The organism is Streptosporangiales bacterium (genome assembly GCA_009379955.1).
Lineage (GTDB): Bacteria > Actinomycetota > Actinomycetes > Streptosporangiales > WHST01 > WHST01.
The window spans coordinates 99,107-114,325 of the sequence record WHST01000003.1 but is presented as its reverse complement, the minus strand read 5'-3'; the positions used below and the strand labels follow the sequence as shown (position 1 = coordinate 114,325).

Genomic DNA, 15,219 nt, shown 5'->3' with positions numbered 1-15,219 from the left:
GCATATCCGGCGGCAACAAGAACTGCTGGTCACGATCAACAGGTCGGAAATCCCTCGCCATCACAACATCCTGGCAACACAGTCCCGACACCACCAAGATCATCAAGCCGAGTCGCCCGAAAACGCAACAGCCTCCCTGACACGGTCGGGGTGCCCCTCACGTGTTGTGGCCGTGCGGGTCAGGACGTCGCGGCGTCCGCCTGTTCGCGCACCTCGTCGGCGCAGCCCCACGACAGGGTGACGCCGGCGCCACCGTGCCCGTAGCAGTGCACGACCGGCGAACCGTCGTGCGTCCGCTCCGTCTCGAGCCGCACCGTCGGTCGCACGGGTCTGAGCCCGACCCGGTGGCCGAGCACCTCGGCGCCGTCGAGCGCCGGGACGAGCGCGCGGGCGCGCCGCACGATCTGCTCGGCGGTGGACGGGTCGGGGCGGCGGTTCCAGTCGCCCTCCTGCGCGGTGCCGCCGACCACGATGTCGTTGACCCGCGGCACGACGTACGTCGGCAGCACGGCGTCGGACTCCTCGAGCAGCCACTCCTCGAGGCCGACCCGGGACAGGTAGACGACCTGGCCGCGCACCGGCGTCAGGCTCGTGTCGGACACCAGTGATCGGGCCGCGAGGCCGCAGCAGTTGACCACCAGCGGTGCGCGGTTGGGCAGGGCCGACAGCGCCATCCTGGTGATCCGGCCGCCGGCGCGCTCGAAGCGCTTCGCCAGCCACGGCAGGTAGAGGCTCATGTCGATGATCGGCGTCTGGAACCGCCACGCGCCGTGGTAGCCGCTCGGCGGGTCGACGTGCTCGAACCCGCGGACGGCGTCGTACCAGGACGGAGGCGACGTGGGCTCGTGCAGGAGTTCGACGCCCCAGCGCATGCGCACGCCGGAGTCGGGCTCCTCCGTGGCCAGGCGCCGGAACTCGCGGTAGGTCACGTCCGACCACGCCGTCACGCGCTCGCGCGGCTGTGCGAGGTAGGGGTACCAGAGCGCCGCGGCCACCGCCGACGTGGTCTCGACCGGCAGCTCGCGCGCGATCACGTCGACGTCGTACCCGGCCTCGAGCAGGCGCATGGCGGACGAGAGCCCGATGACCCCGGCTCCGACCACGATCGCGCGCATGCGGCCTCCCCGCCACCTCGACCCGCGTTCCGCCCATCCTGGCCGACGAACCGCGGCGAGGCGAGGGTCACGTCACAGAAGTGCCAGGCGCGACCGCTCACCCATTAGGCTCGACGCCGTGCGCTACTGGGACGACTTCGCCGTGGGCCAGGTCTACGAGCTCGGTTCCGTCGAGATCACGACCGAGGACATCGTCGACTTCGCGAAGCAGTGGGACCCGCAGCCCTTCCACCTCGACGACGCTGCGGGACGCGAGACCCCGTTCCACGGCATCATCGCGAGCGGCTGGCACACCGCGTCGGCGTTCATGCGCCTGTACGTCGACAACCTGTTGCTGCACTGCAAGGCGGAGGGTGGCTTCGGCGTCGACGAGCTGCGCTGGCTCAAGCCGGTGCGGCCCGGTGACGTCCTGACGGCGCGCGCCACCATCGAGGAGGTGCACGCGTCGAAGACCCGTCCACGCGGCACGGTGCGGCTGCGGTGGGAGATGTTCGACCGGCACGGCGAGCCCGTGCTCCGGATGTACGGCATCAACCTGTTCGGCCGCCGCCCCGCCGGTGCCGAGGCCGCCGCGGACTGACCGGCGCCGTCCACAGATCGCGGTACCAGGGTTCCGCCTGGCACCTCGCGGGTGCGAGCGTCGGGTCATGGACACCTCCGTGTGCTCGGCGCTCGCCTCGATGCGCCTCGACGACCCTGCCCTCGCGGAAGCCGCGTCGCAGGCCTGGGAATACCTCGACGGCACCGACGAGGCCGAGCGGGTCACGCAGTGGCGGGTGCAGTCGTTCTGCTGGTACATGTTGCCGCGCGACCGGTTCGTCGCCTCTCCGGCGCAGGTCGCGGCGGCCCTGGCCGACCTCCTCGCGCGGGTCGGGCTGAGCAGGTACGCCGACATCGCGCGGAGCGAGACCACCGGGGAGATCCTCGCGGCGGCGGAGTCGGGCGACCGCTGGCCCGCGCTGGCCGAACGCGCCATGACCGCGTCCGGCATCCTGCCGCCTGACACCTCGATGATCTCGTGGGCCTACTACAGCGGTCCGGCCGAGTCGGTGGCGTATGTCGCGGTGGCCGACGCTCTGGAGCTCGCCGTGCAGGTCGGCGAGTACACGCCGGGACGGTCCGGCTGGCGCGGGCGCCGCGCCGAGATCACCGACCGGGTGCTCGTCGCGGAGCACGCGCAGATCGGGGGTGTGGTCCCGTACGACCAGATCGTGCGCGAACGCATCGAGGCCTGGACCGACGTGCCGGGCTCACCGCTGCGGACCCGGTTGCTCGGTCCCGTGGGCAGGCAGCTGGCCGAGCCCGTCCCGGTGCCGGAGCCCGCGACGGTCGAGCGGCTGCTCGGCCGGGTCACGGGTCTCCTCGCGATCATCGGCACCGGTGTCCCGCTGACGCAGGCCGGCTACCTCAGGCCCGACGTCGTCGCGCGGTGCGTCGACGAGCTGGCCCTCGACGCCATGGGTGACTCGCGGCGCGAGGGTGACCAACCGACGCTCCTCCTGCTGCGCGAGACCGTGCAACGCCTCGGCCTGATCCGCCGCCGCTCCGGACGCCTCGTGCTGTCGGCAGCGGGACGCGCGGCACTCCACGACGTGGCCCGCCTGTGGTCCGAGGTGGCGGCGCGGCTGGTGCCCGAGCCCGGTGTCCGCGGATCGGGGCAGACGCAGGCGAGCGTCGCGGTCTGGGACCTCGTCCTCGCCGGACTCGTGGCGGCACCGTCCGCGGATCGCGGCGAGACCATCGAGCACTGCCGCGTGGTGCTCGACGAGAGCGGATGGCGCCTCGCCGGCGGCGGGCCGATCGACCTCATGACCACCGCTGACCTGTACTACGAGGTCTACCGGGCGATCAGCAGCCTCGGGCTGCTCCGCCCCTGGTCGTCCGACCGTCCGCCCGGCGTCGACGAGCCGGTGCCGGGCGCCGCCGACCTGATCCGCGCCGCACTGCGCCACCGGCTGCTGCACTCCCGCACCCTCGTCCGCGTGCCCCGCTGACCGGGCATGCGCCTACGAGACGTCGCCGCGCTCGCCGAACCAGGTCGCCAGCTTGCCGCGGCGGCTCACCGCGCGCAGCCGGCGCTCGGCCGCGTCGCGCGACTTCGTCGTCGTGACGACGAGCAGCTCGTCTCCGGTCCGCAGGATCGTGGCGGGTGAGGGCACGAAGCCCTCGCCGTCCCGCACGACGAGGGTGACCGCCGCGCCGGCCGGCAGCCGCAGCTCGAACACCTCGACACCGGCCAGCCGCGAGCCGGGGGGCACGGTGAGCTGCAGCACGTCCGCGCCCATGTCCGCCAGCGGTGCGGCCTCGACGTCGAGGTCGAGCGGCTCCGCGGGACTCGCCACGCCGAGCCTCCTCGCGACCCACGGCAGCGTGGGCGCCTGGAGCAGGGTGAAGAGCACGACGAGGACGAAGACGATGTCGAAAAGCCGGTCGCTGCCGGCCAGGCCGGCCGTCGCGGGGATCGTCGCGAGGACGATCGGTACGGCGCCGCGCAGCCCGGCCCAGGACAGGAACGCGTGCTCGCGCCACGGTCTCCGGAACAAGAACATCGAGACGAACACCGCGATCGGCCGCGACACGAGCAGGCCGAGACCGATGACCAGCGACGGCACGATCGCTCCCGGCAGGCGTTCCGGGAACGCCGTGATGCCGAGCATGACGAACAGGCCGATCTGCGCGAGCCAGCCGATGCCCTCGGCGAAGCTGCGGGTCGCCGGCCGGTGCGGCAGGTTCGAGTTGCCCAGGACGACGCCGGCGAGGTAGACGGCGAGGAACCCGCTCGCGTGGAGCAGGACGGCGGCGCCGTACGAGCCCACGGCGAGGCCGAGGACGGTCAGGGGGTAGAGGCCGGACGCCGGCAGCGCGATCCTGCGGACGAGGTGTGCCCCGAGCCAGCCGACCGCGAGGCCGATCACGGCACCGAGGCCGAGCTCGAACGCCATCAGGCCGGCGACGTGCCAGACGTCGGGCATGCCGGTGGGCACGCTCAGTGCGACGACGAGGATGACGCAGGGCGCGTCGTTGAAGCCCGACTCCGCCTCGAGCACGCCGCTCAGCGGCGGTGGCAGCGGGAGCCTGCGCAGCACCGAGAAGACCGCTGCCGCGTCCGTCGACGACAGGATCGCGCCGAGCAGCAGGGCGAGGCGCCACTCCACGCCGCCGAGGAAGTGGGCGACGGCCGCGACGACGAGCATGCTCACGACGACGCCGACGGTCGCGAGCACGGCCGCCGACGGGATCGCGCCGCGGACGTGCGACCACGACGTCGTCAGCCCGCCCTCGGCGAGGATCACGACGAGCGCGCTGATGCCGAGGACCTGCGCGACGGCCGGGTCGGTGATCGAGATCCCGCTCTGCTCGAGGATCAGACCGAACGCGAGGAAGAACAGCAGGCCGGGCAGCCCGATGCGCCCGGACAGGCGTACCGCGAGTACCGACACCACCAGCACGCCCGCACCGAGCAGCAGTGCAAGGGGAAGCACCGACTCGGGCATGGCCAGATCCTTCCCGACGGACGGGCATGGGACAAATCGGCGGTGCGGGCACTAGGCTCTCGCCATGGTGAGTCCGGCGGGCACGGTGTCGCTGGATGTCGACGCTCCCGCCGTCACCGTCGACCCGACCGCGATGTCAGCCCTCGCGGGCTGAGGGGCGGCGCGCATGGGTACCGTCCGTCGTCTCGCGACGATCGTCTACTGGCTGCTGTGCACCGTCCTGGTGGTGGCCATGGTGCTCGTCGCGGCATTCGTCGTGACCGTCCGGCAATCGATTCCCGATCGCGACGGCGACGTCGCCGTTCCCGGGCTGCGCGGCGAGGTCGACGTGAAGCGCGACGGGTACGGCGTACCGCAGATCACCGCCGGCAGTGCGCACGACCTGTTCTTCGCGCAGGGCTGGGTGCACGCGCAGGACCGTTTCTGGGAGATGGACTTCAACCGGCACCTCAGCGCCGGCCGGCTCGCCGAGCTCTTCGGAGCCGGGCAGGTCGAGACCGACAAGTACCTGCGCACGATGGGCTGGCGCGACGTCGCGGAACGCGAGTACCCCCTGCTGTCCCGGTCGACGAGGGACGCGCTGACCGCGTACGCCGCCGGCGTCAACGCGTACCTCGGCGACCACGGCGGCTCCTCGCTCGGCCTCGAGTACACGCTGCTGCGGCTGCAGAACGGCGGCTACCGTCCCGAGCGGTGGACGCCGGTCGACAGCCTCGCCTGGCTCAAGGTGATGGCCTGGCAGCTACGGGGCAACGACGCGGAGGAGCAGCAGCGCACGCTGCTGTCGTCGCGGCTGTCCGCGGCGCAGGTCGACGAGTTGTACCCCGCGTACCCGTACCGCGAGCACGAGCCGATCGTGACCCGCGGCACGGTGACCAGGGGCACGTTCGTCCCCGCGGACACCACCGACGAGCGGGCGTCCCGCGTTCCGCCGGCCACGCGCGCACACCCCGCGCTGCGCACCCGGGCCGCGGGCGCGAGCCTCGCCAGGGCGGGCGCCGCGCTCGACGCCGTGTCGCACGCGGCGGGCGCAGGTGGTACCGGCATCGGCTCGAACGCCTGGGTCGTCGCGGGCTCGCGTACGTCCACGGGTCGGCCGATCCTTGCGAACGACCCGCATCTCGCGCCGGCGATGCCGTCGATCTGGTACCAGATGAGCCTGCGCTGCGCGCCGGTGTCGGCGGCGTGCCCCTTCGACGTCGGAGGCTTCACGTTCGCCGGCTTCCCCGGCGTGATCATCGGTCACAACGACCGGATCGCCTGGGGATTCACCAACCTGGGGCCCGACGTCGTCGACCTGTACCTCGAGCGGGTCGACGGCGACAGGTACGAGTACAAGGGCGAGCCCGTCGAGCTCGCGACGCGCGACGAGACCATCGAGGTCGCGGGCGGCGATCCGGTGCCGCTGACCGTCAGGTCCACCAGGCACGGGCCCCTCCTCTCGGACGTGAGCCGGGAGCTGCGCGACGTCGGTGCCGCCGCGCCGGGCAAGGCCGAGTACGGCGTCGCGATGCGCTGGACGGCCCTGACGCCCGGCCGCACCGCCGACGCAGTCCTCGTCCTGAATACCGCGTCGAACTTCACCGAGTTCCGGGCGGCGGCACGGATGTTCGAGGTGCCCGCCCAGAACCTCGTGTACGCCGACGTGGACGGGCACATCGGCTACCAGGCACCCGGCCGGGTGCCCCTCAGATCCGGCTACGACGGGCGGTTCCCGGCGATCGGGTGGACCGGGGAGGACGAGTGGTCCGGCTACGTCCCGTTCCGCGCGCTGCCGTACGCGCTCGACCCGAAGGACGGGTATGTCGTCACCGCCAACCAGGCCGTGATCGCCGACTCGTACCCGTACGAGCTCACCAGGGACTGGGACTACGGCTACCGCAGCCGGCGCATCACCGACATGATCGAGTCGGCGCGCCGCCCGCTGACGCTCGCCGACACGGCCCGCATGCAGCACGACACCCGCAACGCCGCGGCCGAGATCCTGGTGCCCCATCTGCGGCGCGCCGAAGCGCCGGCGGGCGCCGCTGATGCGCAGCGCCTCCTCTCCGGCTGGGACCACACGACCCCGGCGGACTCGGCGCCCGCCGCGTACTTCAACGCCGTGTGGCGGCACGTGCTGGCGCGGACGTTCGACGACCAGCTGCCGGCCGCCGCGCGACCGGACGGCGGGGGGCGCTGGTTCGCGGTGGTCGACCGGCTGCTGGAGTCGCCGCGCAGCACCTGGTGGGACGACGTCAGGACCCGCGGCACCCACGAGACGCGCGACGACGTGCTCGCGCAGGCGATGGGCGACGCGTACGACGAGCTCGCCGGCCGGCTCGGCACCGACCCGGCGACGTGGCGCTGGGGTGACCTTCATACGCTGACGGTGCGGAACCAGTCGTTCGGTACGTCGGGCATCGGGGTGGTGGAGCGCCTGTTCAACCGTGGGCCACTGCGGCTGGGCGGCGGGTCGTCCGTGGTGAACGCGACAGGGTGGTCGGTGCGTGCCGGCTACGAGGTCGACTGGGTGCCCTCGATGCGCATGATCGTCGATCTTCGTGACCTCGACAGATCCCGCTGGGTCAACCTCACGGGGGCGTCGGGTCATCCCTTCGACCGGCACTACTTCGATCAGTCGGGGATTTGGGTCCGTGGTACTACACCGATGCGGTGGCGGCAGGGCACTATCGACCGTGGCACCATCTATGGGCTGGTTCTGCGACCCGCGGGCTGACGAGCCCGGGAGCTAGGAGGCATTGGAACGTATGACGGACGGGAATGGCGTGACGCCGGTCCTCGTGCTCGACCGGAACCTCTCGTTCCGGCGTGACATCGAGCGGTTGCTGGCCGGCACCGCCGAGTTCGACGTACTCGCCTCCGGCTCGACCCTCACGACCCTGCTCGGGCAGGTCGGTGACGGCGAGCCCGAGCTCGTCGTCCTCGACGTGCAGGGACAGGACGACGACGTCGTGCCGAGGCTCCGCTCGACCTATCCCAAGGCCCGGGTGGTCGTCGTGACGATGTCGGACCAGACCGACCTCGTCGCCGACGCGCTCGCCGCGGGTGTCAGGGGCTGGATCCCGAAGGCCGTCACGGCGTCCCAGCTGCTCGGCGCGCTGCTCGGCGTACGCCGCGGCGAGCTGTTCATCCCGGCGCGACTGGCGGCCCTGAAGCCGCCGCCGTCGCTGGAGGCCGACAAGGAGGAGGAGCCCGAGGAGGGCGGCGTCGGGCTCAACCTCGGCGGCCGGCTCCGCGCCGTCCGCGAGCGCCTCGGCCTGACCAGGCGCGACGTCGAGCGCCAGTCGCAGGGCCGGTGGAAGGCCGCGACGATCGCCAGCTACGAGGCGGGCGCGCGCACCCTCACCGTCGAGCGGCTCGCGGAGCTCGCGGAGTTCTACAACGCCTCGGTCGCCGAGCTGCTCGGCAGCGCACCGGCACCCGAGCGCGACGCGCTGCCGCAGCTCGTCCTGCAGCATCCCGTGCTCGACCTCCGCCGGCTGCAGGGCCTGTCGGGGGAGCAGTGGAGCGTGGTCCTGCGCTACCTCGCGAGCATCCAGCACGACCGCGGCGACTACGAGACCGACGTCCTGTCGCTGCGCCGGCGCGACGTCCCGTCGCTCGCCGCGCTCCTCGGTCTGTCGCCGGGGGAGCTCACCGCGCGGCTCACCGCCGCCGGCGTCCTGCGCTCCGGCCTCGCGCCGAACCGCACCGCACCACCCCCGGCCTGACCCCGGCGCCCCACCGCCGCCCAGCCCCGCCTCGTTGATCACGTTGACGTGATCAACACCGATTTCACCTCGTGCAGGGACGAGGTGAAGTCCACGTTCGTGAGGTGAAGCGTGAGGCGAAGCGGGTGACGCCCGCCGGGGTCGCCACCGCGGCCACCGGCCGGTCGTGGGGCTCCGCCGGCACCTCGGGCACGAGCTCGTGGTCGTACAGCAGGGCGCAGCTGAGCACCGCGGGATCGAGGGCGGCGAGCACCCGGTCGTAGCAGCCACCGCCGCGGCCCATCCGCATCCCCCTGCCGTCGACGGCCAGCGCGGGCAACAGCACGACGTCGGCGGTGTGTACGCCCGCCGTGCCGAGTCGCGGTCCCGACGGCTCGGTCAGGCCGTGCCCGGCAGGGACGAGGGAGCCGGCGTCGGTGTAGACGGCCCAGTCGAGCGTCATGTCCGCGAGCGTCACCGGCAGCAGCACCCGTAGCCCGCGTTCGGCGAGGGCGTCGAGCAGCGGGCCGGTGCCCGGCTCGGCGGCGACCGAGACGTACGTGGCGACGGTGCCTGCCCGGGCGATCTCCGGCAGGCCGAGCACCACATCGCGCAGCCTGTTCGCGTGGTCCGCGCGTTGCTCGGGCGTCAGTGCGCGGCGGCGTCGCAACAGGTCGGTGCGCAGGGCGCGCTTGCCGTCGCGCGCGGTCTCGGGGCTCACGGCGTCCAGTGTGCCAGTGCCAGCTGCCTTCGGCGGTCTTGCGACAGAGCATGAGCGCGAACCCTTCCGAGGCGGCAGCGAGACGCCTATACTCGAACGTATGTTCGAATGGCATGACAACGAGGGTGCCGGCTGGTCACGCGACGGGCCAGGCGACGATGCGGGCCCCGGCGACGCCGAGCGCTGTCGCTTCCCGGGGTGCGGCCGCGCGGCGCGCGAGACGCTGCGCCGGGCCGACCGGCACAACGGGTTGCCGCCGTTGTGCCGCCGGCACCAGTGGATGCTCAGGTACGGCGGGTGGCGGGTGACCCGCGACCCGGACGGCACGCATACCTGGACCAGTCCGGCGGGACGCCGCTACCACGGTCGATGACGGGTGGCCGGTAGCGTGCACCGCTATGAGTGCTCCCTCCGTTCGGCCGGTACGCAAGGCCGTCATCCCGGTCGCCGGTCTCGGCACCAGGTTCCTCCCCGCCACGAAGGCCACGCCCAAGGAGATGCTGCCGGTCGTCGACAAGCCGGCCATCCAGTACGTCATCGAGGAGGTCCGCTCCGCCGGCCTCGACGACGTACTGATGATTACGGGCCGCAACAAGACGTCGCTGGAGAATCACTTCGACCGCAACTACGAGCTCGAGGGCGCCCTCGCCGCCCGCGGCGACGACGACAAGCTCGCCGCGATACGCGAGGTCGACCGGCTCGCGACCGTGCACTACGTCCGGCAGGGCGATCCGAAGGGTCTGGGGCACGCCGTCCTGTGCGCCGCGGGTCACGTCGGCGACGAACCGTTCGCGGTGCTGCTCGGCGACGACCTGATCGACCCGCGCGACCCGCTGCTCGCCCGGATGATCGAGGTGCGGGCGCGCTACGGCGGCAGCGTGATCGCGCTCATGGAGGTCGAGCCCGAGCAGATCTCGCTCTACGGCTGCGCGGCCGTGTCCGCCACGGACGACTCCGACGTCGTCCGTGTCACCGACCTCGTGGAGAAGCCGAGTGCGGAGTCCGCGCCCAGCCGGCTGGCCCTCATCGGCCGCTACGTTCTCTCGTCGGCGGTGTTCGACGTGCTGAGCGACACCCCGCCGGGCCGCGGCGGGGAGATCCAGCTCACCGACGCGCTGCGCGAGCTCGCCGTCGGCGACTCGGGACCGGTCCACGGCGTGCTCTTCCGCGGTCGCAGGTACGACACCGGCGACAAGCTGGAGTACCTCAGCGCCACCGTCCGCCTCGCGTGCGAGCGTCCGGACATCGGCCCGGAGTTCTCGCGCTGGCTCCGCGACTACGTCGCCTCCTTCGGCGACGGCAAGCTCGGCGGTTAAGGTCTTGCTCAAACAGCGAAGGGGGACTGGGTGAAGTCCGTTGACGACCACCTGACCGGCATCCTGCGCACCGTCCAACCGCTCCAGGCGATCGACCTGCAGCTGATGGACTCGCGCGGCTGCCTCGTCGCCGACGATCTCGCGGCCCCGTTGACCCTGCCCGGGTTCGACAATGCCGCGATGGACGGCTACGCGGTCTGCGCCGGCGACCTCGCCGGGGCGACGCCGGAGACGCCGGTGACCCTGCCGGTCGTGGGTGACATCGCCGCGGGCAGCCAGGACGTCGTCACCGTCCGGCCGGGCATGTGCGCGCGGATCATGACGGGCGCCCCGATGCCGCCGGGCGCCGACGCCGTCGTCCCCGTCGAGTGGACCGACGCGGGCCTCGCCAAGGTCGGCATCAGGCACACCCCCGAGGTCGGCCGGCACATCAGACGCGCAGGGGAGGACGTCGCCGAGGGCGACGTCGTGCTCTACCGGGGTGAGCCGCTGACACCCGCACGGGTCGGCCTCGTGGCGGCGATGGGCATGGACCGCATCCGCGTCCGTCCCCGGCCGCGGGTGGTCGTCATCTCGACCGGCAGCGAGCTCGTCGAGCCGGGCCAACGCATCGCGCCGAGCCACATCGTCGACTCCAACAGCTACCAGCTGACCGCGTGTGCGCTCGACCTCGGTTGCGTCGCGTACCGGGTGGGCATCGTGCCGGACGAGCCGCGCACCCTGCTCGCCACGCTGGAGGACCAGCTGATCCGCGCCGACGCCGTCGTGACGAGCGGCGGCGTGAGCAAGGGGGCGTACGACGTCGTCAAGGAGGTGCTGAGCCGTCTCGGCACGGTCTCGTTCGACGAGGTCGCGATGCAGCCCGGCAAGCCACAGGGATTCGGCACCATCGGGCCCGACGACACCCCGATCTTCGCGCTGCCCGGCAACCCGGTCAGTGCGTTCGTGTCGTTCCAGGTGTTCGTCCGGCCTGCGCTGACCCAGATGATGGGCATCGGCGCGCGCCACATGCGTTCGATCAGGGCGACGCTCGACGGCGGCGTCACGTCGGCGCGCGGCAAGCGCCAGTTCGCGCGCGGAGTGCTGTCGCGGCGCGGCAGCATCTCCTACGCCGTCAGCCCCGCGGGCGGCCACGGGTCGCATCTGCTGGGCGGTCTGGCCAGGGCGAACTGCTTCATCGTGCTCCCCGAGGACGTCGTCGACGTCCCGGCCGGCGGCTCGGTGGAGTGCCTGATCTTCGACGAGAACGGCCTCGACGAGCAATGAGCGCAGGAGCTGGCGAGGGAGCCGTAGGTAGGGGTCGCGATGCCTGCCCGGCTGGGCTGGACGTTGTCGCGGCACCTGTCGGAGGCGAGCGAGTGAGCGGGCGCGTGGACCGATGAGCGCAGACGAGGGCTTCACCCACCTCGACGAGGCGGGCAGTGCGCACATGGTCGACGTGTCGGCCAAGGACGTCAGTGCGCGCACGGCGCGGGCGACGGGGTTCGTCCGCACGTCCGACGCCGTCGTCGCGCTGCTGCGCGGGGGCGGGCTGCCGAAGGGCGACGCGCTCGCCGTCGCGCGGATCGCCGGCATCACCGGCGCCAAGCGCACGCCCGACATCGTGCCGCTGTGTCACCCGATCGCGCTGCACGGCGTCGACGTCGACCTCACGGTGACCGACGAGGGCGTCGCCATCGAGGTGACGGCGCGCACCGCCGACCGTACCGGCGTCGAGATGGAGGCACTCACGGCCGTGGCGGCCGCGGGTCTCGCGATGATCGACATGGTGAAGGCGGTCGACCCGGCGGCGAGCATCACCGACGTCCGGGTGGAGGAGAAGACGGGCGGCAAGACCGGGCACTGGCGACGTCCCGGCGGAGGGCAGTAGACGCCATGGACATGCGTGCGTGGCTGGCCGACCTGGCCGACGGTCCTGTCGGTCTCCGGCCGCTGCGCGTCCGCGACGCCAAGGTCTGGCGCGAGGTACGGCTGCGCAACGACAGCTGGCTCTCGCCCTGGGAGGCGACATTGCCCGGCGGGCCTGTCCTCGACTCCGGCCGCGCCGGCTATGCGACTCTCGCGCGGATGCTCCTGCGCGAGGCCAAGCGCGGCCAGTCGCTGCCGTGGGTGGTCACGTACGACGGCGAGTTCGCGGGCCAGCTCACGATCGGCAGCATCGTCTGGGGCTCGGCGTGCGGCGGGCAGGCCGGGTACTGGGTCGACCAGCGGTTCGCCGGGCGCGGAGTCATCCCGACCGCCCTGGCGATGGCCGTCGACCACTGCTTCGGCGTCGTCGGCCTGCACCGGCTCGAGGCGAACATCCGTCCGGAGAACGACCGGAGCAGGCGCGTCGTGGAGAAGCTCGGCTTCCGCGAGGAGGGCCTGCGGCGGCGCTACCTGCACATCAACGGCGAGTGGTGCGACCACCTCTGCTACGCGCTGACGGTCGAGGACGCCCCGAACGGCGTGCTGCGTCGCTGGCACGCGCGCAAGCGGGAGGAGCCTTCCGCGTGACAGGGCAAATCGGACTCTAGTCACACTAGTAACTTCCGACACACCGGTTGCAATGCATCACTTCCGTTCCGCCGGCACCTAACCTGCGGATGTGACCGGATGCCGTTCCTTCCCCACCGGGCCGCTCGCGGACCCCGGTGCAACGGTGCCGGGACGCTGACATGGGCGGCGCGATCATCTACCTGGTCATCGTCGCCGTGTGGGCCATCGTCCTGGTGCCCCGCTGGCTGCGGACGCACGACAGTGCGCCCGCGGACCCGTCCACGGCCGACGACGCGACCCGTCGCGCCAAGGCCGACGAGACGCACGGCCGCGTGCTGCGGCGACGCCGCGGTTCCGCCGACGTGTCAGTGCCAGACGTTCCTCTAGCTGCGCCTGCCACTGACAACTCCACCAAACGGTCGTACGAGCCGGACGCCCGCGCCCGTCGCACCGTCCGCCGGCGCCGGGCGATCCTCGGCCTCCTGCTCCTCGCCGTCGGCGTCACGGCCGGGGTCGTGGCGTACGGGCTCGTGCCCTGGTGGTCGGTCGGCGCGCCCGCGCTGCTGCTCCCGCTGTACGTGGTGCACACCCGTCGCCTCCTCGTCGCCGAGCACGCCCGCCGCCGCCGCGACGAGCGTGCCCGCCGTGCCGCGTACGCCCGCACGTCCACCGCCGTCGAGTCGGGCATCGATACGCCGTCGGTCGGTGCGTACCGCGCCCGCCGCGTCGCGCCCGGCATGCGCCTGGTCGACCGAGGCGCGCTGTTCGACCAGCACGCCCCCGAGCCGTGGCACCCGCAGGAGGTGCCGCTGCCGACGTACCTCACCGCTCCCGTCGCGCAGCGCGCCTACGAGACAACCGTGTCCGTCGAGGACTACGACGACCAGACCGTGCCCGCCGACGAGGCGACGGTCCACGACATCCGCCGCGCCGTGGGGGGTTGAGCGGCGGATACCGGTGGTGTTCCTGGTCTTCAGGGGCACCAGGAACACCACCGACCACGGTCCCCGGGGTGGGTCCTGGGCGTTCGGGGGGTCCAGGACCCACCCCGGGGCCGTACGTCGGACAACTGCTTCGCGACACCGCGGAGGCGTTTGCTAGCCTTTCCTGCGTCTTCACTCATCATCTGGGGCTGTAGCGCAGTCCGGTAGCGCACCTCGTTCGCATCGAGGGGGTCAGGGGTTCAAATCCCCTCAGCTCCACCCAGGTTCGACCGCAGGTCAGCGGCACTATTCGGCGCCCTCGTCACGCACGACGGAGGCGCCGTTTCCCTGATCAGTCAGCGAAAAGTCAGCGAATGACTGTCGGACCCGGCTGTCCCACACGGGTTTAGCAACACGCCCTAGGGTTGAGGGTCGCTGTCGCTCGTCGTGGAGCCTGGTGTGTCTGCCTTGGAGAAGATGCCGTCCCGAGAGGGCGGGCGCGTCCTGCTGGTCGTGCTGGTCGTGGTCTACCTCGTCCTGCTGGCCTGGATCGCGCTGTGGAAGCTCGAGGTGCCGTACGTCGGCGGGGGCGCGCTGCGCCAGATCAAGCTCGTCCCGTTCGCACCCAGTGCCGGGGCCGGTGCCAGCGCACCCTTCGAGGTCGTCGCGAACATCGTGCTCTTCGTCCCCTTCGGCCTCTACCTCGGCCTCCTCGCGCCGTCGTGGCCGTGGTGGAAGGCCGCGGGCGCGGTCGCCGGGGCGAGCCTGGTCCTGGAGGTCGCCCAGTACGTCCTGGCTGTCGGGAGCTCCGACGTCACCGACCTCGTCGTCAACACCGCCGGAGGTCTGGCCGGGATCGGCCTGCTCGCCCTGGCACGCCGCAGGCTCCAGGCGAGGACCGCCACGGTCATGATGCGGGTCTGCTCGATCGGGACCGTGCTCGCCCTGCTCGCGAGCGGGATCTTCGTCGCCTCTCCCCTGCGCTACGCGCCGCCGCGGGACGTCGGGATCGTCGCCACGCACTCCGTGCCCGTGCAGGACGCCGGGACACAGGCGAGGGTGAACGCCCCCGGCTGAATCAAGCAGCCTGCGGGCAGAGGTGTCGTGAGACTTTCCCCTACTGACTCGAGATCACCTCACGCAACACATCCCGATCCTCACCCGCGAGCCCTATCCACGGGTTTAGCAACACGCCCTAGCGCTGAAGCTCGGTATCGGCGCAGGCGGACGATATGGCCGCGGCTCTGTCTGCTTCGTGCACCCGGGTGATCGTCAACGTCCTTCCGGCTGGATCTGTGTCGATCATGACTGCGCCGAGGCTCATCGGTCCGGTTGCGAGTTGGTACGGCGGCAGTGTGGTGATGTCTTCACCACGTAGCCGGGCGGCGAAGTGGGCGGGGTCGAAGCCGCCGCCGGTGAAGCCAAGTCTGCCGGTCATGCCGAGTTCGGTGACGTAGCCGGTGCCGTTGGGGAGGATGTG

The 15,219-nt window shown here is 72.0% G+C and carries 14 protein-coding genes and 1 tRNA gene; 12 read left to right on the top strand and 3 right to left on the bottom strand.

Going from position 1 to position 15,219, the window contains the following annotated elements; genetic code table 11:
• Positions 1–179: 179 nt before the first annotated feature.
• On the bottom strand, positions 180–1,115 hold the full coding sequence (locus GEV10_01895; protein MQA77230.1) for an FAD-dependent oxidoreductase: 936 nt from the start codon (positions 1,113–1,115) through the stop codon (positions 180–182).
• Here GEV10_01895 and GEV10_01890 point away from each other — a divergent pair.
• Positions 1,114–1,695 carry a dehydratase gene (locus GEV10_01890; GenBank protein MQA77229.1) on the top strand — a complete coding sequence of 194 codons (582 nt, stop codon included), beginning with the start codon at positions 1,114–1,116 and terminating at the stop codon, positions 1,693–1,695. The genes GEV10_01895 and GEV10_01890 overlap by 2 nt on opposite strands.
• A gap of 67 nt (positions 1,696–1,762) precedes the next feature.
• Positions 1,763–3,109: a hypothetical protein gene (locus GEV10_01885; protein MQA77228.1), complete on the top strand. Its 1,347-nt coding sequence runs from the start codon at positions 1,763–1,765 to the stop codon at positions 3,107–3,109.
• 12 nt (positions 3,110–3,121) lie between these two features.
• Here GEV10_01885 and GEV10_01880 read toward each other — a convergent pair whose 3' ends face one another.
• On the bottom strand, positions 3,122–4,609 hold the full coding sequence (locus GEV10_01880; protein MQA77227.1) for a potassium/proton antiporter: 1,488 nt from the start codon (positions 4,607–4,609) through the stop codon (positions 3,122–3,124).
• 166 nt (positions 4,610–4,775) lie between these two features.
• Between GEV10_01880 and GEV10_01875 the strand changes: the two genes are divergently transcribed.
• Together GEV10_01875 and GEV10_01870 are read left to right on the top strand one after the other, a co-directional pair.
• Positions 4,776–7,328: a penicillin acylase family protein gene (locus GEV10_01875; GenBank protein MQA77226.1), complete on the top strand. Its 2,553-nt coding sequence runs from the start codon at positions 4,776–4,778 to the stop codon at positions 7,326–7,328.
• Positions 7,329–7,614: 286 nt separating this feature from the next.
• On the top strand, positions 7,615–8,322 hold the full coding sequence (locus GEV10_01870; protein MQA77225.1) for a helix-turn-helix domain-containing protein: 708 nt from the start codon (positions 7,615–7,617) through the stop codon (positions 8,320–8,322).
• 64 nt (positions 8,323–8,386) lie between these two features.
• Here the strand turns inward: GEV10_01870 and GEV10_01865 are convergent, their stop codons facing one another.
• The gene (locus tag GEV10_01865) at positions 8,387–9,022 is read right to left on the bottom strand and encodes a 5-formyltetrahydrofolate cyclo-ligase (protein MQA77224.1); all 636 of its coding nucleotides are present in this window, start codon (positions 9,020–9,022) and stop codon (positions 8,387–8,389) included.
• Positions 9,023–9,122: 100 nt separating this feature from the next.
• Here GEV10_01865 and GEV10_01860 point away from each other — a divergent pair, with 100 nt between their 5' ends.
• From GEV10_01860 to GEV10_01825, 8 genes are all read left to right on the top strand, one after another.
• Positions 9,123–9,395 (top strand): hypothetical protein, encoded by a 273-nt coding sequence (locus GEV10_01860; GenBank protein ID MQA77223.1) that lies wholly within the window; start codon positions 9,123–9,125, stop codon positions 9,393–9,395.
• A 25-nt stretch (positions 9,396–9,420) separates the two neighbouring features.
• The gene (galU, locus tag GEV10_01855) at positions 9,421–10,338 is read left to right on the top strand and encodes a UTP--glucose-1-phosphate uridylyltransferase GalU (GenBank protein ID MQA77222.1); all 918 of its coding nucleotides are present in this window, start codon (positions 9,421–9,423) and stop codon (positions 10,336–10,338) included.
• A 30-nt stretch (positions 10,339–10,368) separates the two neighbouring features.
• Positions 10,369–11,604: a molybdopterin molybdenumtransferase MoeA gene (locus tag GEV10_01850; GenBank protein ID MQA77221.1), complete on the top strand. Its 1,236-nt coding sequence runs from the start codon at positions 10,369–10,371 to the stop codon at positions 11,602–11,604.
• 112 nt (positions 11,605–11,716) lie between these two features.
• On the top strand, positions 11,717–12,208 hold the full coding sequence (gene moaC / locus GEV10_01845; GenBank protein ID MQA77220.1) for a cyclic pyranopterin monophosphate synthase MoaC: 492 nt from the start codon (positions 11,717–11,719) through the stop codon (positions 12,206–12,208).
• Between the two features lie 5 nt (positions 12,209–12,213).
• Positions 12,214–12,834: a GNAT family N-acetyltransferase gene (locus tag GEV10_01840; protein ID MQA77219.1), complete on the top strand. Its 621-nt coding sequence runs from the start codon at positions 12,214–12,216 to the stop codon at positions 12,832–12,834.
• A gap of 161 nt (positions 12,835–12,995) precedes the next feature.
• A complete protein-coding gene (locus GEV10_01835; GenBank protein ID MQA77218.1) occupies positions 12,996–13,760 on the top strand; it encodes a hypothetical protein in 765 nt (254 codons plus the stop codon).
• A 184-nt stretch (positions 13,761–13,944) separates the two neighbouring features.
• Positions 13,945–14,018, top strand: a tRNA-Ala gene (locus tag GEV10_01830).
• 198 nt (positions 14,019–14,216) lie between these two features.
• The gene (locus tag GEV10_01825; protein ID MQA77217.1) at positions 14,217–14,816 is read left to right on the top strand and encodes a VanZ family protein; all 600 of its coding nucleotides are present in this window, start codon (positions 14,217–14,219) and stop codon (positions 14,814–14,816) included.
• Positions 14,817–15,219 lie beyond the last annotated feature (403 nt).

Excerpts from the sequence above, each read along its gene's own strand:
- GEV10_01825 (MQA77217.1), top strand. The coding sequence starts at position 14,217 with ATGCCGTCCCGAGAGGGCGGGCGCGTCCTGCTGGTCGTGCTGGTCGTG.
- GEV10_01840 (MQA77219.1), top strand. The coding sequence starts at position 12,214 with ATGGACATGCGTGCGTGGCTGGCCGACCTGGCCGACGGTCCTGTCGGT.
- GEV10_01835 (MQA77218.1), top strand. The coding sequence starts at position 12,996 with ATGGGCGGCGCGATCATCTACCTGGTCATCGTCGCCGTGTGGGCCATC.
- GEV10_01890 (MQA77229.1), top strand. The coding sequence starts at position 1,114 with ATGCGGCCTCCCCGCCACCTCGACCCGCGTTCCGCCCATCCTGGCCGA.
- moaC (MQA77220.1), top strand. The coding sequence starts at position 11,717 with ATGAGCGCAGACGAGGGCTTCACCCACCTCGACGAGGCGGGCAGTGCG.
- GEV10_01895 (MQA77230.1), bottom strand. The coding sequence starts at position 1,115 with ATGCGCGCGATCGTGGTCGGAGCCGGGGTCATCGGGCTCTCGTCCGCC.
- GEV10_01860 (MQA77223.1), top strand. The coding sequence starts at position 9,123 with ATGTTCGAATGGCATGACAACGAGGGTGCCGGCTGGTCACGCGACGGG.
- GEV10_01880 (MQA77227.1), bottom strand. The coding sequence starts at position 4,609 with ATGCCCGAGTCGGTGCTTCCCCTTGCACTGCTGCTCGGTGCGGGCGTG.
- GEV10_01885 (MQA77228.1), top strand. The coding sequence starts at position 1,763 with ATGGACACCTCCGTGTGCTCGGCGCTCGCCTCGATGCGCCTCGACGAC.
- GEV10_01870 (MQA77225.1), top strand. The coding sequence starts at position 7,615 with ATGTCGGACCAGACCGACCTCGTCGCCGACGCGCTCGCCGCGGGTGTC.
- galU (MQA77222.1), top strand. The coding sequence starts at position 9,421 with ATGAGTGCTCCCTCCGTTCGGCCGGTACGCAAGGCCGTCATCCCGGTC.
- GEV10_01875 (MQA77226.1), top strand. The coding sequence starts at position 4,776 with ATGGGTACCGTCCGTCGTCTCGCGACGATCGTCTACTGGCTGCTGTGC.